The 18,589-nt window shown below is 48.0% G+C and carries 13 protein-coding genes, 2 tRNA genes and 1 rRNA gene; all 16 read right to left on the bottom strand.

Translation table 11 applies throughout. From position 1 onward, the window contains the following. Positions 1–12: 12 nt before the first annotated feature. On the bottom strand, positions 13–765 hold the full coding sequence (locus tag B5F87_RS13175) for a septum site-determining protein MinC (protein ID WP_087281772.1): 753 nt from the start codon (positions 763–765) through the stop codon (positions 13–15). A gap of 14 nt (positions 766–779) precedes the next feature. Then, entirely contained in the window at positions 780–3,704 is a 2,925-nt protein-coding gene (locus tag B5F87_RS13170) for a penicillin-binding transpeptidase domain-containing protein (RefSeq protein WP_343215769.1), read from the bottom strand. Next, positions 3,697–4,212 carry a rod shape-determining protein MreD gene (gene mreD / locus B5F87_RS13165; protein ID WP_087281768.1) on the bottom strand — a complete coding sequence of 172 codons (516 nt, stop codon included), beginning with the start codon at positions 4,210–4,212 and terminating at the stop codon, positions 3,697–3,699. Before mreD ends, B5F87_RS13170 begins: the two co-directional genes overlap by 8 nt. Before the next feature lie 72 nt (positions 4,213–4,284). Next, complete coding sequence (gene mreC, locus B5F87_RS13160; RefSeq protein ID WP_087281766.1) at positions 4,285–5,154, bottom strand: rod shape-determining protein MreC; 870 nt, start codon at positions 5,152–5,154, stop codon at positions 4,285–4,287. 28 nt (positions 5,155–5,182) lie between these two features. Further along, positions 5,183–6,223 (bottom strand): rod shape-determining protein, encoded by a 1,041-nt coding sequence (locus B5F87_RS13155; protein WP_087281764.1) that lies wholly within the window; start codon positions 6,221–6,223, stop codon positions 5,183–5,185. Positions 6,224–6,387: 164 nt separating this feature from the next. Next, a complete protein-coding gene (radC, locus tag B5F87_RS13150) occupies positions 6,388–7,086 on the bottom strand; it encodes a DNA repair protein RadC (protein WP_087281762.1) in 699 nt (232 codons plus the stop codon). Between the two features lie 182 nt (positions 7,087–7,268). Beyond that, a complete protein-coding gene (locus B5F87_RS13145) occupies positions 7,269–8,579 on the bottom strand; it encodes a methionine gamma-lyase family protein (protein ID WP_087281760.1) in 1,311 nt (436 codons plus the stop codon). Next, positions 8,572–9,546 carry a tRNA (adenosine(37)-N6)-dimethylallyltransferase MiaA gene (gene miaA, locus B5F87_RS13140; RefSeq protein ID WP_343215768.1) on the bottom strand — a complete coding sequence of 325 codons (975 nt, stop codon included), beginning with the start codon at positions 9,544–9,546 and terminating at the stop codon, positions 8,572–8,574. Before miaA ends, B5F87_RS13145 begins: the two co-directional genes overlap by 8 nt. A gap of 137 nt (positions 9,547–9,683) precedes the next feature. Further along, positions 9,684–11,768 (bottom strand): DNA mismatch repair endonuclease MutL, encoded by a 2,085-nt coding sequence (mutL, locus tag B5F87_RS13135; protein WP_087281758.1) that lies wholly within the window; start codon positions 11,766–11,768, stop codon positions 9,684–9,686. 141 nt (positions 11,769–11,909) lie between these two features. Then, entirely contained in the window at positions 11,910–14,540 is a 2,631-nt protein-coding gene (mutS, locus tag B5F87_RS13130; protein ID WP_087281756.1) for a DNA mismatch repair protein MutS, read from the bottom strand. Further along, positions 14,533–15,978, bottom strand: coding sequence for a tRNA (N6-isopentenyl adenosine(37)-C2)-methylthiotransferase MiaB (gene miaB / locus B5F87_RS13125; RefSeq protein ID WP_087281754.1), 1,446 nt, complete (start codon positions 15,976–15,978; stop codon positions 14,533–14,535). The genes mutS and miaB overlap by 8 nt, the downstream gene beginning before the upstream one ends. A 175-nt stretch (positions 15,979–16,153) precedes the next feature. Further along, positions 16,154–17,539 (bottom strand): DNA polymerase IV, encoded by a 1,386-nt coding sequence (locus B5F87_RS13120; RefSeq protein WP_087281752.1) that lies wholly within the window; start codon positions 17,537–17,539, stop codon positions 16,154–16,156. A 162-nt stretch (positions 17,540–17,701) separates the two neighbouring features. Then, entirely contained in the window at positions 17,702–18,142 is a 441-nt protein-coding gene (locus tag B5F87_RS13115; protein WP_087281750.1) for a zinc ribbon domain-containing protein, read from the bottom strand. An 85-nt stretch (positions 18,143–18,227) separates the two neighbouring features. Then, a tRNA-Glu gene (locus tag B5F87_RS13110) sits at positions 18,228–18,299 on the bottom strand. 29 nt (positions 18,300–18,328) lie between these two features. Next, positions 18,329–18,399 (bottom strand) — tRNA-Trp (locus tag B5F87_RS13105). Between the two features lie 74 nt (positions 18,400–18,473). After that, positions 18,474–18,589, bottom strand: a 23S ribosomal RNA gene (locus B5F87_RS13100); the annotation flags it as partial.

Below are 18,589 nucleotides of genomic sequence, written 5' to 3'. Positions count from 1 at the left end.
TCCTTTATACCCTTAACTAATGCTTATCTCACTGATCAACGACCGGGTGATCGTTTCAATGAAAATGCTGTCGTTTTCCACAAAAGCCAGTTTTGCTTCCAGCTGTTTTTGGTTCTTTTTTCTTCCTGTCTTCTGTTTTTTCGCTTTCTGGTCCGGAGACCTGGCAATGCAGTCACCAATCTGAATCTGCATAGGCTCCATCATCAGCGACGCCACAAAGGCTCCTCTGTCCTGGGGATATCCCGCATACACAGTTCCTTTCAGGCAGCCGAGGACAACTACATTTCCCCCGGCGACAATCTGTGCTCCGGGATTAATATCTCCCAGAACGACAATACTGCCTTCGACTTCTATCTTCTGACCGGAACGCAGAGTCCCCCGGTAGAACTGCCCGTTTTTTCCTACAATACTTTCCGGAAAATTCAGTTCTTCCTGTATCGGTTCTTCCTCTTCTTCCTGATCTTCCTCCTGAGCATCTGACAGAGCTTCCGCAAATTCTGTTTCCACGGCCTTCCCTCCATTGATAATATAATTGATCTTCAGGCCGCTGTTCTCCACTATGGTATCTACGAGTAAATTCTGTTCTCCCTGTGTAAGATCTCTTCCCTCAAAGCTTACTGCGATAGACTGACTGAAATCAAAAAACCGAATGGATTCTTTAAACTTTTCTGCCACCTCGCGTAGTAGTTCCTCAAAAGGAAGGGTAGGATTCAACACAATCTGGAATCCATACTTATTTCCTTTAATAATAACGGAACTTTTCATAATTCCTCCTGTTTCTAATCATTATTGCTGTCGCCTCCGGACGGCATTAATGCAGTGGTTGCTTTTTCCTCTTCCTTACTGGTCTTGTTGAAATAATATTTATAAATGTCTCTTGCAATCTCAGCCGCATTGGTGGACGTATAGCCGTTTGGCACAACTACTGTCATGGTAATATCCGGATCGTCATACGGAGCGTAAGAAATGAACAGCGCGTGGTTCGGACGCTCGGTATTTTCCTGGGCAGTACCGGTCTTGCCGGCCACCTTCAGATCCTGTTTTTCATAGAGAAAACGGATGGTACTGTCTCTGCCGTTTACCACGTCTCTCATTCCCTGTTTAATCAAACCGAATGTCTCGTCGGAAACATCCAGCTCGTCCTCCACCTTTGTCTCATAGGTGGTGAGCTCATTACCTTCCGTATCTGTGGTCTTATCCAGAAGGGTCAGCCCCAGAAGATTATCTTCATTTGCCAGAGAAGTCACATAACGTGAAATCTGAACCGGCGTATAGCTGTGCGTACCCTGCCCGATAGCGGAACGAACAGCGTCCTCATCGGAAATCTGAGGCTCATATTCTGTGATCTCCACGCCCGATTTTCTGTCCAATCCATAGTAAGCGGCATATTTTGCCAGCTTCTGCAGACCGGTCTCACTGCTGTACACACCATTGGTCGTACCCAGATTGTATCCCATCTGATAGAAGAAATAGTTACAGGATACGGCGATGGCTCCGCTGACATTCAGCGAACCATGGGCGCTTGGATAAATCCAGCATCGCGGGCTTGGCGAGATGTCTTCAAAAATACCCACACACCGGACATAATCGTTACCGTCAATTATGCCTTCCTCCAGCGAAGCTGTGGCGGAAACCGGTTTAAAAGTAGAACCCGGCGCCGTTCTGGTCTGGGTGGCGCGGTTTAACATCGGAGAAGACTTGTCGCTGTTTAATGAAGCGTAATAGTCAGAATCAATTCCATTGGCCAGCCTGTTATTATTGTAGCTTGGATAAGATACCATTGCCCGCACATCTCCTGTCTTCGGATCTGTGATAATGACAGAACCGGAACACGGATCAAGAGCAAGCTGTGCCGGTGTAATTTCAATCTTTCTTATCTTCTCATACATAAAAGTATAGGCGGACATCTGGTCAGTCCTCAGCGCATTGTAATCTTCGTCCTTATTTTTATCAAGAACTCCCTGGTCATAGAGAAGCATACACACCCTCTTCCCGCTAAGCTCCTCATTTTTAATCATGTATTTATATAAAATTTTATCAAATGCTTCATCTGATTGCAATGCATTAATAATATAATCAATCAATTCATTATATATCTCATCACTGGAATAATAATCAGATGCAATGTCAAGAGCGGAAATATCCACCCATTCGCTGTTGATGGCGTGCTGCAAAAAGGTTTTCAGACTGATGCTCTCCTCTTCCCAGTTCTGATATGTCTCGTCGTTTTCATCCATCAGAGAAGAGGATAAAATCTCGCTGTCCACAAGCATATCGTAGATGTAATCCACATACTCTCTGCGCTCCTCGTTTAAATCTCCTCTGGACGTGGTTCCGCTGGACAGCTCTCTGCGAAGAGTCTGCATAACTGATTTCTGCTTATTCTGATATATCTGATAGACTTCCTTCTCATTCTGCTCCGCTTTCTTGCGGTTCAAATTTGTTATATCAATGATATTATTATCAATCAGTGCGAAATAAACATCCTTAATCGGAATCATCTTACTGTCCCCGGCGTCATCAGCCGTAGTCAGATGTGCAAGAACAATACCGGCAAGGCGCCGCTCCAGAATATTATAAGCATATTTCTGCAGATCCAGATCGATGGTCAGATACACATCATTACCGGCAGTAGCTTCCGTGGAATCCACTTCCTGGATAATCTTGCCCAAATTATCCACCAACACCTTCTGCGTTCCCTTTTTACCCTGGAGAGTCGTCTCCATCGTTTTCTCAATTCCCGTTTTTCCAACCACATCACTGGCTTCGTAATCGCCGCCGGCGCTGTTGTATTCATTGAGCTCGTCCTCCGAGATCACTCCCGTATAACCGATGATTCCTGCCATATACTTCGCATCATTGTATTTGCGAAGAGAGTCTGTCTTAATCTCCACCCCCGGAAATTCATCTTCACGCTCAGAGATAGCGGCAATGCTTTCACTGCTTATATTGGAAGCCACCGTGATCGGCGTGGTCTGCGAATAACGGTTCATGTAAAGATCATACCGCACGGACATGATCTTCAGCGTATCTTCCATGGAATAACTGTCGGAGATCTCAAACATGCGTCCGGAACCAGTCGGTCCGTCTGTTCCCATACGAAGATATTCGTAGACTTCCTCCGGAGAAGAATTCAGCCATTTTTCCGCCTGTTCTTTTTCATCTCCTGTCAGATTATCCACATTGGTGATTCCGTAAATATCCTGCTTAAATCTTCGCAGCGCGCTTCCGGATTCCGTAAAAACGAGCTTGCCCTTTCCATTGACTTCAAGCGGAAGATCATACTGAATCTCATCGCCGTTTGCTTCCAGAAGCTGTATAAGATTATATATAACTTCATTTCTGACTTCATTTTCTGAGACATCTCTGTTTTCCTGCTTACTGCGCTCCTGCGCAATTTCTTCTGTCCTGTCGGTTGTTTCCAGCGTCACCGAGTAAGCCAGCTGGTTATAGGCCAGCAGCTTGCCGTTGCAGTCATAGATATTTCCTCTGGAGCCGCTGGTCTCAATGGTTCTCTCCACCTTATAATTAAAACTGTCCAGATGTTCCTGACCTTCCACTATCTGAAGAACAAAAAGCCGGTACACCAGAAGGCAAAATAAAAAGAGAACAAAAATCCCTATAATAATCACACGGTTAGATACGATTGCTTTCAGCTGTTTCTTCACTTTATTTCCGTCTATTTTCAGGTTGTTCTTAAACAAAATCTGCACTTCCTTTATTTTTCTTCTCAAGCCAGTCATTGATGCGCAGCAGAATCTGGTATAAAATTATTCCCACTGCCACCGTATAGACCATTTCCGGTAATATAATACTTCTGATATAAAATAATATGTGCATATGGTTTTGTAAAAGTCCATAGGCGATGTACATAATGATACCGTAAACAAGATCATTAACTCCAATCATGATAATCGGAAGAAAATTATCGTCCGAATAATAGATCTGATTAAATAATCCGTCCACAAAACCAAACAACATATAAATAAATGCAAATCCTCCCAGCCAGGAACCATAGAAAATATCCAGCAGCAGACCGCCGAAAAATCCTGTAAGCATTCCTTCTTTCTGTCCCCTCATGACAGATACGGATGACACAAGAATAAGCAGAACATTTGGTACAGTATCCGCCAGCTTAAATAAATCAAACACCGATGTCTGCAATAAAAAGCACACCAGAATGGTGATGGCTGTCACAACTATCCGCCTCATAAATACCCCTTCTTATACAATCAGCGGAAAGAACGGCATCCTCTTTGATGCCGAATTTCCGCCAATACATTTCTAATCTGCAGTTTCACTGCCTGCCGGCACCTCTTTTAACTGTGTGATCACCAGCACCTCATCAATATGCTGAAAATCCACCACCGGCGTAATCACCGCCGACTTGGTCAGATTGGAGGAATCCATCTCGATGCCGCTCACTGTGCCAATCTTAAGTCCCGGAAGATATTTTGAGCTGATATTCGAAGTTACCAGTTCATCTCCGTCAACCATAGTGGCATCTTTACTGATATAGGTTACATCAATGACCCCGTCTCTGCGTGCCGACTGACTGTTTCCTCTCACTACGCAAGTATCTGAGGTATTAACGGACATAGCGCTTACATTACTGTCGTCACTGATAATGGACTGCACTTTCGCATAATTGCTTCCAACTTCTGTCACAATACCCACGAGACCATCACCTGCAAGCACGTTCATATTGACCGCAATGCCGTCATCCGAACCTTTATTAATAATAAAATTCTCGTACCAGTTACCGCTGCCGCTACTGATTACCCGCGCGCCCACCTTCGTATAGTTTGCATACTGCTGGCTCAGCGAGAACAACGACCTCAGGTCCTCGAGCTCCTGCTGGTCACTCTGCAGGCTTTCATTTTGCTGCGTCAGATTCTCCACCTGCTGTCTCAACTGCTCGTTTTCCGTCCGGAGTTCCTCCATACTCTGCATGGAAGTGAAGCGGTCGTTGACCCACACCCCTACAGAATTAATGCCATCCTGCATCGGTATGACCACAGCCGCAACAATATTTGTGAACGGCCGTGTCACATCTTTAAAAAGGACGCTCACCGACACAAGCAGCATGCAGATCACCGTGAGCACGATCAGAAGCATTTTGGGTGAGAATTGAAAATTACGGCGATGTTTCATAAGTCCTCCCAAATATACTGTCTAATTGTTACCGGAAATCAGACTCCAGAAAATTGTTGGCAATTCTCTCGTAGTCCGGATTCTCCATAATCATTCCAAGGCCTTTGACAACCGTAAGCTCCGGTTCTTCCATTTTCATGATGGAAAGACCTGTCTCCTGCTGAATCAGCAGATCAAGATTTTTAATATGTGTCGAACCGCCGGTCATGCAGATTCCGTCATGCATGATATCCATAGATAATTCCGGCGGAGTTTTTTCCAGAATAAATTTGATGGCGTCAATAACGGAAGACATGCTCTCGGACATGGCCTCATAAATCAGATGATTGGTTACTGTCACCCTGTTTGGAAGACCGGTGATCAGATTACGCCCCATCACGTCATAAGTCACTTCCTCGTCCTCTTTGATGCCGCTGGCAAGCTGCATTTTCAAACGCTCTGCACTTTTCATACCGATGACCAGATTATGTTTTTTCTTGACGGCCTGCTGAATGGCCTCATCAAATCTTGTTCCACCAATCTTAAGGAGGCGGCTCTGCACAATTCCGCCAAGACTAATCAGACTGATCTCTGTAGTATCTGCGCCGATATTGACGATCAGCCGTCCTGTGGCATCCATCACATCAAGACCCGCGCCGAGCGCATCCGCAATTGGTTTTTCCACAAGACGGATCTTCTTGGTCTTTAATGAAGAGCTGGCGATCAGATCATGGAACGCTCTTTTCTCCACCTCTGTGATATCTGTCGGAACTGCTATATAAAACTCCGATGTTCCGTTTGCCGTCAGCCCTTCCGCAGCTTTTTTACCCTTAAAGCCTTTGAAATAAAGCTGAATCATCGTCTGCATTGCCGAGAAATCCGCAATTACTCCATTTACGATCGGATGCTTCACCTCTATATTCTTCGGCGCCTTTTCATACATGGAATAAGCCTCGTCTCCCATGGCCATAGGATCGCTCTTTTTCACCATGGCAATCATGTTCTTCTGATGTACAACTACTCCTGCAGATTTCTGATAAATTTTAATGGAATTCGTTCCCATGTCAATTCCATATATTTTTTCGGACATCGGTATGTCTCCTTTCCTAATCTTTATGAATCTCCGGCGCCGGCCGCCGACATAATCTTTATCGTCAGCGCCATGCTCCGGGCTGTTTCTTTTCTTTCCTTTTTAATATCTCTTTCGACTGCTCATCATCAGAAAATCACAGACAGCTTGTCCGTGCGCGGCCTTTACATCATTCCCTGTTCCCGTAAACTGGTAAAACAGCGGTCTCCGATGATGATATGGTCTGTAAGCGGAATCCCCAGCAGTTCCCCCGCTTCCCGGATTCGTCTTGTGAGTACCAGATCTTCTCTGCTTGGCTCCGGGCATCCCGAAGGGTGATTATGCAGCAGTATGATATGCACCGCCTCATGGCGGAATGCTTCTACAAAAATGGTCTTCACCGACACATAAGCGCTGTCCGCCGTCCCCTGAGACAAAAAAATCTCTTTTCTCAGGTGATGCTTGCCATCCAAAAGTAAAAGAAGGACTCTCTCCTCTTCAAGATGTCTCATGGTCTCCATATAATATGCCGCAATGGAGTCCGGAGAATTAAAACTGATCTCTCCCACAGCAGACGCCCGGGAAAGCCGTTTAGACAACTCAAGAATACACAGAATCTCAATGGCCTTCACGTCGCCAATTCCAGGTATCTCTTTGAGCATTCCTATCCTCATATGATACAACCCTGCAATGCCTTTGTAAACCGGATGCTTTTCAAGAATCTTCCATGCAAGCTCAAGCGCACTGCACTCTCTGGTTCCGGACCGAAGGATAACCGCCAGAAGCTCTCCGTCGCTCAATGCTTCCGGTCCATATTCCAGACATTTTTCATAGGGCCGTTCCGTAACCGGCCGCTCTTTCATAGTTTTAAACCGCTTCTCCATCTTGCCTCCCCTGTCTCTCCAGGCGCAAATCAGAAAGCTGGCCTAGTAAAATATTTTAACATATAAAACAAGGTTTGTATATACTTTCCCGGCGGCGGTTTCCTTAATTTTTTGTGTAATATGTTACAAAAAAATGACGTTGGGGACGGCTGCTGTTCCGGACAGATTTACTCTTTCCCGTCTTAGTCTTCTGTTTCCGGCAGACGGACTTTTCCTGTCTCATATATTTTCTGCAGCGACATCATAATGCCGTACTTGGCATGTTCCCAGGTAAGCCCTCCCTGAAAATAAACGGCAAAAGGTTCTTTCATTGGCCCGTCGGCGCTCAGTTCAATGGAAGAACCGGAGACGAAGGCTCCCGCTGCCATGATGACCTGGGAATCATATCCCGGCATATCCCACGGCTCGGGCCGGACAAAACTGTCCACCGGTGCCGCTGCCTGAATTCCCTCGCAGAAAGCCGTCATCAGCTGCGGATCATGAAATTCCACCTCCTGGATAATATCGTGGCGGCTCTCCCGGCTGTCCGGTATGACGGTATATCCGAGAGTCTCATAAATATTCGCAGCAAAAATCGCGCCTTTTAACGCTCCCTTTACTACCGTAGGAGCCAGAAACAGTCCCTGGGTCAGAGTGGAAGTAACGCCCAGAGTGGCCCCCACTTCTTTTCCCAGCCCCGGAGAGGTCAGGCGGTATGCAGCCCGTTCAATACATTCTTTCGTTCCGCAAAGGTAGCCGCCGATGGGAGCCAGCCCGCCGCCCGGATTCTTGATGAGAGAACCTACCACCAGGTCTGCCCCCACCTCCGACGGCTCCGTGAGCTCCACAAACTCTCCATAGCAATTATCCACCATACAGAGCACATCCGGCTTTCTTTCCTTAATAAATGTGATCAGTTCTCCGATTCTCTCCACAGACAGCGTAGGTCTTGAAGCATATCCCTTGGAGCGCTGGATGGTCACCATTCTGGTCTTATCATTGAGCGCGGCCTCGATGCCGTCCCAGTCAAAGCCTCCGTCCGGCAGCAGATCCACCTGACGGTAGCTGATCCCGTACTCTGCCAGAGAGCCGTTGGACGGCCGGATACCGATGACTTCCTCCAGAGTATCATAAGGCTTTCCCACCGGAGAAAGCAGTTCGTCTCCAGGACGAAGCTGACTCATCAGCGCCAGAGCCAGCGCGTGGGTACCGCAGGTAATCTGCGGACGCACAAGCGCATCTTCAGTCTTAAAAACATCCGCATAGATTTTTTCCAGTGTTTCGCGGCCGATATCATTGTAACCATAACCGGTTGTCGGCGCGAAACAGGCTTCGCTGAGACGGTTTTTACGCATGGCGCCAAGAACCTTCATCTGATTGCATTCCGTAATGGCGTCGATCTGCGCAAAACGCTCTTTCAGTCTTTCTTCTATCTGTGAACAAAACCGGAACACCGGTCTGCTTATTCCCATGGATTCATAGTATTGTTCCAAAATCTGCTGTTCTTCATTCATCTTTTTTCTTTCCTCTCCTGCAAATGCCTCTTTCTTCCGCCCGGCGCAGCATTTCCGCCAGCAGCGCTTCTTCGCTGTCGTAGTCTCCTTTATCAAACCAGATCACTTCTTTTTCCCGGCGGAACCAGGTAAGCTGCCGTTTTGCAAAATGTCTCGTATCCAGTTTAATCTGTTCCACTGTCTCTTCCAGCGTCTTTTTTCCGTCAAAATAGTCAAAAAATTCTTTATAGCCGATTCCCTGCATGGACACCATATCTCTTTTACATCCTTCTTCCACCAGTCCTTCCACCTCTTGCAGCAGACCTTCCTGCATCATGAGATCCACTCTGCCATTAATCCGCTCATAAAGAAGTTCTCTTTTTTCATTGAGAACAAAATAAGCAAACTGATACGGTGAGTATTTTTCCCGCTGACTGGCGTTATGGACAGAAAGCTTCTCTCCGGTCTCATGAAAATACTCCAGCGCCCGGATCACTTTTTTTACATTATTGGCGTGGAGAGCCGACGCATACTCCGGGTCAACCTTCCGGAGCATCTCATACAGATACTCCTTTCCTCTCTCCTCCGCCAGCTTTGTCAGTTCCCGGCGGTACGTCTCCTCCGACTCATGGACAGAAAAATCAATGTCATATAGAAGAGCCTGAATATAAAAGCCGGTTCCTCCCACAACAACGGGAATATGTCCCCGCTCATAAATCTGCTCCATGGCGTCCTTTGCCATCTCCTGGAACCGGACCACATTGAATTCTTCCTTCGGGTCCAGCTGATCCACCAGAAAATGCGGCACGCCCTGCATCTCCTCCGGCCGGATCTTCGCCGTTCCGATATTCATTTTTTTATAAATCTGCATGGAATCCGCGCTGATAATCTCCCCGCCCACAGCCTTTGCCAGCTGGATCGACAATGCGGTCTTTCCGGCCGCCGTCGGCCCTGTAAGAATCAGCAGCGGTCTCTTTTCTGTTTTCATATTCATATCCATTTATATTCTACAATTTATGATAATATTCCACAAATGTGATTTGCGGGTGATTTTTTGCCTTCCTCCGGGATTTGGCGGACAGACGACGGTGACGCGCCATGTCGTTTCGTCCGGCCATTCCCATTTCACACAATCCTCTTAAACTTCTTCTCCAGCTCGTATTTTGTCATGGAGATGATGGTCGGCCGACCGTGCGGACACTGGTAAGGATTCTCCAGTTCCAGCAGCTGGTCCATGAGGCTGTCCATCTCCTGAAAGCTCATTTTCTGGTTGCCTTTCACCGCCGCCTTGCAGGCCATGGAGGCCAGCTTGTCGGTAATGATGTCAAGGTTTAATTTGCTGCTGCCCTCATCGAGGCTGTCCAGAAGCTCAATGAACAGATCCTGCTGGTTGATGCCGAAAAGGTTAGCCGGCACCGCGCGGATGCAGTAGTCTCCGCCGCCAAATTCCTCAATCTGGAAGCCCAGTGCCGCAAAGGCATCCTGAAACATCAGATATTTCTCCTTCTCTTTGATGGAAAAAGAGAGGATGATCGGAGGCGCCACCATCTGCTGATCGATGGTCTTTTCCTGAAGATTCTTCCTGAGCCGCTCGTACATGACCTTTTCATGGGCGGCATGCTGGTCCACAAAAAAGAGCTGTTCCTCGTATTCCACGATCCAGTAGGTCTTAAACACCTGTCCGATGAGCCGATGCCGCGGCCGCGCCTCTTTCGATAAAAGCGGCATATCCGTAAGGCTCATCTGCTCGCCCACCACATAGCCCTGTGCTTCCTTCACCGGAAGAACTGCGGCCTCCTGTGATATGGTTTCCGTAGACGGATATCCTGCCTGCGCCGGTGCTGCAGCCTCGCCTTCCTGTGGAGCAGCCGGGCTCTCCGCAGCTGGCTTTGTTTTTTCGGATACCTGCCGGCCGGCGATGGCCTGGTCGATCTCCTGCTTAAGCTGCGGCATCTCTCCCACGTTCATGCTGGCGATGCGCCGTTCTGCCTCTCGGTCTGCCAGAGTGGAAGTAGACGCCGAAGCCGCAGGCTGCGATGAAGGGGATGAACTGTTTTCTTCCTCCTGCTTCCGTCTTTTGATCTCCTCGAGACGTTCCTTTGAGAGATTGGAAAAACGTTCTTCAATCTCCCGGCGTTTCTTTTCAAAAGGCTCCGGTGTTTTCTTTCTTAACGGCAGGCTGCTGCCCTGTTCTCTGGAAAGGGAAACCTTCGGTATCAGGTCTTTTTTTACAAAGCTTCCCCGCACGGCGCTGACCATGGCGGAGTAGAGCTCCTCGCCGTTTTTAAAACGCATTTCCATCTTGGCCGGGTGTACATTTACATCGAACAGACGGGAATCCATCTCAATCATCAAAGCCGTGAACGGGAACTTATGCACCATGGAATGGCCTTTGTAGCCCTCCTCGATGCCCTTGGTGATGATGTTGTTCTTCAGGTATCTTCCGTTGACAAAATAATTCTCGTAACTCCGGTTTCCCCGGGAAATCACCGGCTTGCCCACGAAGCCGTCGATGGAAATACCGCTCTCCTTAAAATGTACTTCCAGCAGGTTCATGGCAATGTCTCTTCCATATAAATGATAAATAACATCTTTGAGGTTGCCGTTTCCCGAGGTGGATATTTTATTCTTACTATCGCAGATAAATTTGAAGGAAATGTCCGGATGGCTCAGCGCCAGCCGCTGCACAAAGGCCTCCACATAGCCCGATTCTGTCATGGCAGACTTCAAAAACTTCCGCCGGGCCGGCGTATTGTAAAAAAGATTGCGCACCACAAATGTGGTTCCCTCCGGGCAGCCGATTTCTTCGAAGGATACCTCCTCGCCGCCTTCCATCACATAGCGGACGCCGGAGATCCCCTCGTCGGTCTTGGTTATAACCTCCACCTTTGCCACGGCGGCGATACTGGAAAGAGCCTCGCCCCGGAATCCCAGAGAACCGACGGTCTCCAAATCTTCCGCCGAAGAAATCTTGCTGGTGGCATGCCGGAGGAACGCCTTCTTAATCTGTTCTTTCTCAATGCCGCTGCCGTTGTCGGTGATGCGGATAAAATCAATGCCGCCGCCCTTGATCTCGATGGTCACCGCCGTGGAACGGGCGTCCACCGCGTTTTCCACCAGCTCCTTCACGATAGAAGCCGGCCGCTCCACTACTTCGCCCGCGGCGATCTGATTAATCGTATTCTGATCCAGTACATTTATTACAGCCATGGATTCCTCCTTTCTGCCGGCGATTCCCCGCCCGTACATTTCTTATGTTACTATTCTGCCTGTATATTTCTTTTATCAATCCTGCCGCCAGCATCGTATTCTTCATACACCTTCCCGCAGAATTCTTTGCCTCCTACGCAGCTACCTGCATTTCTGCTGCAGCTCATACAGCGCATTGAGCGCCTGGATCGGCGTCATATTCCCCAAATCCATCTCTTTTAATTCTTTTTCCACAGGGCTTTCTTTCACTTCCACCGGCATGATTCCCATGGTATCGAATAAAGAAAGCTGCACCGGTTCTTCGCCGGTTTCTGTTTTCCCGATAATGTTTCCGGTATTGGCAGCGATGTCGGAGCGTTCCAGCTCCTCGGCGATCTCCTTCGCACGTTCGATAACTGCCTCCGGCACGCCGGCCAGCTTCGCCACCTGAATTCCGTAGCTCTTATCGGCGCTTCCTTTGATGATTTTCCGCAGGAAAATGATATTGTCGCCCTTTTCCTGCACGGCAATACAGTAATTGTTGACGCCGGAAAGCTTGCCTTCCAGCTCGGTCAGCTCATGGTAGTGGGTGGCAAACAATGTCTTGGCGCCGGCAAGACTGGAGCCCGCAATGTATTCCACCACAGCCCAGGCGATGGACAGTCCGTCATAGGTGCTGGTTCCCCGGCCGATCTCATCGAGGATCAGCAAGCTGTCTTTAGTGGCATGGCGAAGGATATTGGCTACTTCACTCATTTCCACCATAAATGTACTCTGCCCGGAAGCCAGGTCATCAGAGGCTCCTACTCTGGTAAATATCCGGTCCACCAAACCGATGCTCGCAGACTTGGCCGGCACAAAAGAGCCGATCTGCGCCATCAGTACGATGAGCGCCGTCTGACGCATGTAGGTGGATTTTCCTGCCATATTCGGTCCGGTGATCACATTTACCCGGTTCTTCTTATGGTCAAGAAGCGTATCATTCGCCACAAACAAATCGCCCCTCATCATTTTCTCCACCACCGGATGTCTTCCGTCCTTGATGTCAATGACGCCTCTCTGATTGATGGAAGGACGCACGTAACCGTTCTGTTCCGCCACCACCGCCAGGGAAGCAAAAGCATCCAGCCACGCGATGATGTGGGCGGTCTTCTGGATTCTCTCCATCTGAGACGCCAGCTGCTCCCGGATCTCCACGTAAAGTTCGTATTCCAACGCGCAGAGTTTCTCCTCCGCGCCGAGAATGGTCCGGGCCAGCTCCAAAAGCTCTTCCGTCGTATATCTCTCCGCGTTGGCGAGGGTCTGGCGGCGGATGTAATAATCCGGCACCAGGTCTTTATAAGAATTGGTCACTTCTATGTAATAACCGAACACTTTATTGTATCGCACCCGGAGATTTTTAATGCCGGTCTTCTCCCTCTCCCGTTCCTCAAGCTCTGCCAGCCAGGTCTTTCCCTCGGTCTTGGCTTTCTTGAGATGGTCGACCTCCTCATGATATCCCTCTTTCAAAATACCGCCTTCCTTGATTGGGATCGGCGGGTCTTCCTCGATAGATTCCTCCAGCAGAGTGTACAGGTCTTCCAGGGTATCCAGGTCTTCTCCCATCTTCGCCAGCACACCCTTGCTGAACTGCCCCAGAATATCTTTAATGTATGGCAGATACTGAATGGAAGTCTTAAAGGAAATGAGATCCCTCGGATTGGCGGAACGGTAGCTGACCTTCATGGTCAGTCTCTCCAGGTCGTAGATGGAGTTCATGTACTCCCGCAGCTCTTCTCTGGCCATTACATTTTCTTTGAGCATCTCCACGGCGTCCAGCCTCTCCTGGATGGCCTGCTTGTGGATGAGCGGCTGCTCTACCATATTACGGAGCATCCGGGCGCCCATGGCAGTCTTTGTCTTGTCAAGTACCCAGAGAAGGCTTCCCTTCTTGGTTTTCTCCCGCAGAGTCTCGCACAATTCCAGATTCCGCCGGGTGGCGCTGTCCAGCACCATATAATTCTGAGTGGAATAAGGCGTCAGCTCCATGAGATGGGACAGGGATGTCTTCTGAGTCTCATGAAGATATTGCAGCAATCCGCCGCTTGCCACGATGCCGAACGGGTAATCGGCAAGACCGATGCCCTCCAGATTGATCAGGTGATACTGCTCCTTGATCATCTTCTCGCAGTGTTCCGTCTCAAAATAGTAGCTGGCCACCGGGGTGATGACCGTTCCGATTTTTTCTTTTATATATTCAAAATCCACACCGCAGATACAGAAGCCGTCGTTGCAGATAATCTCTGCCGGCTGAAACTTGTTCATCTCATCCAGCAGGGCGTCCTGATGTTCCAGCTGGGTTGTCCGGAACTCTCCCGTGGACAGGTCGCAGACGGCGATACCGAACTTATCATCTTCGCAGAAAACGCTCATAATATAGTTGTTTCTGCTCTCGTCCAGACTCTGGGTCAGCGTATTGGTACCCGGCGTCACCACCCGGATGACGTCTCTTTTTACGATTCCCTTTGCCGCCTTCGGATCCTCCACCTGCTCGCAGATGGCGACGCGGTATCCCCGCTCCACCAGTTTGTTGATATAAGGTTCACAGGAATGAAAAGGAACGCCGCACATCGGCGCCCTCTCCTCCTGACCGCAGTTTTTTCCCGTCAGAGTGATCTCCAGTTCCTTGGACGCCGTCAGCGCGTCATCAAAAAACATCTCATAGAAATCCCCCAGACGGTAAAACAAAATGCAGTCCTTATATTGATTTTTTATCTCAAAATACTGTTCCATCATGGGAGTAAGTTTAGCCATTGCTCAACCTCCCCAGATAGTAGAATCCTTTCGCTTCCTCAAGTACCACCGGCACGATCTTACCGATGACGGACGAATCAGCCGTGAAATGTACCACGTTATTATTGGACAGCCGTCCGGTGATCATGGACGGATCTTTCTCATCAATGGCTTCCGCCAGAACCAGCTCCGTTCTTCCCTGAAGTCTTGCATTTTTCTCCCTTGCCACCTCATTGACTACTTTCAGGAGGCGGTCAAATCTCTCATGCGCCACATCTTCCGGTACCTGGTTTTCCATCTTCGCCGCCGGAGTGCCGGAACGTTTGGAATAGATAAAAGTAAATGCACTGTCGTACTCTGCTTTGCGTACAATGTCCAGCGTCTCCTGAAAATCTTCTTCGGTCTCTCCCGGGAAGCCCACGATGATATCCGTGGTGATAGCCAGATCCGGCATGGCTGCCCGAAGCTTTCCTACCAGCTCCAGATACTGTTCCTTCGTGTATTTCCGGTTCATGAGATTTAAAATGCGGCTGCTGCCGGACTGTACCGGCAAATGCAGATGCCGGCAGATCTTCTTTGACGCCGCCATCACTTCGATGAGTTCGTCAGACAGATCCTTCGGATGGGAAGTCATGAAACGAATCCTCTCAATGCCGTCCACCTTCTCCACCATCTGAAGAAGCTTCGCAAAGCTCACCGGCTCATCCAGGTTCTTTCCATAGGAATTGACATTCTGTCCGAGAAGCATGATCTCCACGACGCCTTCCTGCGCCAGCTTCTCCACCTCGGCAACGATGTCCTCCGGTCTGCGACTCCGCTCTCTTCCCCGCACATACGGAACAATACAGTAGCTGCAGAAATTGTTGCAGCCGAACATAATGTTTACGCCGGCCTTAAAATCAAACTTCCGGTCGCTTGGCAGATCTTCGATGATCATATCCGTCTTTTCCCAGACATCGAACACTCTCCGCTTGCTGCTCAGCGCCTCGTACAGAAGCTCCGCCAGCTTGAAAATGTTGTGGGTGCCGAAAACGATATCCACAAATGTATAGACGTCTTTTACTTTCTGAACCTCTTCTTCTTCCTGCATCATACAGCCGCACATGGCAATGATCATATCAGGATTCTTCTTTTTGTACGTCTTCAAAGTGCCCAGACGTCCGTACACACGGATATTGGCATTTTCCCGCACGGTACAGGTATTATAATAGACAAAATCCGCGTCCTCGTTGTCCGTCGGCACATAGCCGATCTCCTCCAGAATCCCGTTGAGCTTCTCTGAATCCTTAAAGTTCATCTGACAGCCGAAGGTCTGGTCATGGAAGGTGAGCTTCCTGCCCAGTTCCTGCTCTCTCATCTTCACCAGTTCCCGGCACTTTGCCATAAACCAGCGCTGACGCTGCGGTTCCTGCACCGGAACAGATTCATTTATATCAATGTTACTATGATTTGCAGTCATATTGTACTCCTTAACTAAATCAGGGCAGCCCTGATGGTTTTCTTCTGAATATAATAGTTTGTTACCTGCTTTTTTGCAAACAGAATAATTATAGTGTAACACCCTTTTTTTTTCAAGAAAAAGTCTTCGCTTTTTTGTTTTCCTTCGTATATTAAGGATAAACGGGCGCCCGTTGTTATTGTTCGTTGTCGTCACGGAAGAGGAGGCCGGCCCGGCCTATGGATTTTTCTCCGTATTTGCTGCGGATTTTGTCCATAGCGGCATCCAGCTGCTCCATTTTTCGGTGGTGTTTTCTTGCATTTTCCTCTGTCGCCTGTTTTTTCATTTCATTGGTTTCTCCCGCATGTTTGCGTTTTGCTGTGTTCTCTGACTTTTTAGTGTTGTCTGTTTCGTTCTGCTGCGGCTGCATTTCCTGCATCCAGAAGTCCATGGTTATCTGGCCGGACTTTTCATTTTCATACAGGAATGGAATCGGTTCCTTTTCTTCGGGCTTTTTGGGTTCTATTTTTTCTTCGGTAAGTTTAGTGCATCGGACGCCGAGAAGCCGGATCGGCGTGCCGTCCCACAGTTCTTTAAAAAGCTGGCAGCTTATACGGTAGAGGTCATCTGTTGTGTTGGTGGAATAATCAAGCACTTTCTGGTGCGAACGCTTCCGGAACTGATAGTCCTTAATCTCCACGTCAATGGTCTGAGCGTATATCTTATCGATACGCAGCCGCCTTGCCACAGTCTCGCTGAGCTGCAGCAGTATCTTTGCCGCTTCCTCGTACTCGGTCACATCTTTGCTGAGGGTAGTGGAATTACCGTATCCCTTGGCCTGGTCCCGTTCCTCTTTGACCGGCGAATCATCGATGCCATTGGCATACCGCCATAACACCTCGCCGTGGCTTTTCAGATGAGATTTAATGAAGGTCGGATCGCTGTTTGCCAGATCGCCGATGGTCCGGATGCCCAGGCTGTTTAATCTGGCTGCTGCCGCCGCTCCTGTAAAGAATAATTCTCTTACTGGCAAGGGCCACATTTTATCTGCAATCTCTGATGTAAAAAGTGTATGTATTTTATCGGGTTTTTCAAAATCAGACGCCATTTTCGCCAGTACTTTACAGTTAGAAATGCCAATATTGACGGTAAATTTCAATGTCTCCCGAATTTCTTTTTGTATCAGCTCGGCAGCTTCCGTCACATTTTTATAGAAATAATGAAGCCCGCTCATGTCCAGATACGCCTCATCGATAGATACCTGCTCCACTACGGGCGCATATTTTTTTAAGATTTCTATAAATGCTCTGGAATATTTTTTATATAGTTTGAAATCAGGCGAAAAACTTTTCAATTCCGGACATTTTTTCAGAGCGTCAGTCACCGGCTCACCGGTCCGGATTCCATAGGCTTTCGCCGGAATGGACTTTGCCAGCACGACACCTTTTCGCCTTGCCGTATCGCCGCCGATGATGGCAGGAATATCTCTGATATCAATCTCGGCTCCATTTTTTAACTGTTCTGTAGCTTCCCAACTCAGATAAGCGCTGTTGACGTCCACATGGTATATCAAACGTTCCATTTTACCCCTTCTGCTCTCCGTTTCCTCAAAATACTATTCGTGCAAAAGAAAAAGCTGCTGCAAAACGTTCTGTCCGCACAGGTATCATATATTCGTGGCAAAATATACAGAATATCAATGCAGCATACGTTTTTTGCAACAGCTTCATCAGGGCAACGACCATTACTCTTCCCGGGCAATATCACTATCGCCAAAATGGTCATCATCATCCTTGAAATCGATTATTTTTTCTTCTTTTAACTCCGCATCAAATGCAGCGGCTGTACCACATTTCGGACAGTAATCATCCGATGAAGACATTTCCGCACCACATTCTGTGCAGCGAACTTTGTCATACATTTTCTGCAGATCCTGCTCTTTTTCGGCCAGAGCTTCTTTTACTGTTTTTAATGACTGAAAATATTTTTCATATTCTTCTTCATAGTCATTTTGATGAAGTTTAATATAAGTCTTTCCAATCCTGTAAGTGATATCCCGGATTTCTCTTTTGTCCTGTCGAATCTGTTCTTTCAATTTCAGAATATCCGTCGTTTTCTTTGCTTTGTCTGCCACTGTCTGCCCCGCCTGGACTACATTTTTCTTTAATTGTTCAAAAAAATCCATAATTCTTCCCTCATTTTCCTGTTTCTGTTTATTATAGCACAAAAACGTTTAAAACTTATACAAGTTCTAAACGTCTCTATTGAAGTAGTCCATAGGGGAATCGAACCCCTGTTTCCGCCGTGAGAGGGCGGCGTCTTAACCGCTTGACCAATGGACCATATATTCTGTTGAAGGAATTTGGTTTAACAGGGGATGAGAGAATCGAACTCCCACCAAAGGTTTTGGAGACCCCTATCATACCATTTGACCAATCCCCTGTATTGAAGATGTACCTTCAAAACTGCACACATTATATCAGACTTTTTATCTTTTGTCAATAGTTTTTTTATTTTAGGTCAAGCTTTCGACCGATTAGTAGCAGTCAGCTCCATGCATCGCTGCACTTCCACCCCTGCCCTATCTACCTCATCGTCTCTAAGGGGTCTCTCACATTTCTGCTAGGAGATC

This window comes from Eubacterium sp. An3, from assembly GCF_002159465.1.
In the GTDB taxonomy this organism is placed as follows: domain Bacteria; phylum Bacillota; class Clostridia; order Lachnospirales; family Lachnospiraceae; genus Anaerobutyricum; species Anaerobutyricum stercoris.
This window is presented reverse-complemented; position numbering and strand designations above follow the sequence as displayed.

Coding starts and splice junctions, on each gene's coding strand:
- B5F87_RS13175 (WP_087281772.1), bottom strand. CDS start 765: ATGAAAAGTTCCGTTATTATTAAAGGAAATAAGTATGGATTCCAGATT.
- mreD (WP_087281768.1), bottom strand. CDS start 4,212: ATGAGGCGGATAGTTGTGACAGCCATCACCATTCTGGTGTGCTTTTTA.
- mreC (WP_087281766.1), bottom strand. CDS start 5,154: ATGAAACATCGCCGTAATTTTCAATTCTCACCCAAAATGCTTCTGATC.
- B5F87_RS13155 (WP_087281764.1), bottom strand. CDS start 6,223: ATGTCCGAAAAAATATATGGAATTGACATGGGAACGAATTCCATTAAA.
- radC (WP_087281762.1), bottom strand. CDS start 7,086: ATGGAGAAGCGGTTTAAAACTATGAAAGAGCGGCCGGTTACGGAACGG.
- B5F87_RS13145 (WP_087281760.1), bottom strand. CDS start 8,579: ATGAATGAAGAACAGCAGATTTTGGAACAATACTATGAATCCATGGGA.
- miaA (WP_343215768.1), bottom strand. CDS start 9,546: ATGAAAACAGAAAAGAGACCGCTGCTGATTCTTACAGGGCCGACGGCG.
- mutL (WP_087281758.1), bottom strand. CDS start 11,768: ATGGCTGTAATAAATGTACTGGATCAGAATACGATTAATCAGATCGCC.
- mutS (WP_087281756.1), bottom strand. CDS start 14,540: ATGGCTAAACTTACTCCCATGATGGAACAGTATTTTGAGATAAAAAAT.
- miaB (WP_087281754.1), bottom strand. CDS start 15,978: ATGACTGCAAATCATAGTAACATTGATATAAATGAATCTGTTCCGGTG.
- B5F87_RS13120 (WP_087281752.1), bottom strand. CDS start 17,539: ATGGAACGTTTGATATACCATGTGGACGTCAACAGCGCTTATCTGAGT.
- B5F87_RS13115 (WP_087281750.1), bottom strand. CDS start 18,142: ATGGATTTTTTTGAACAATTAAAGAAAAATGTAGTCCAGGCGGGGCAG.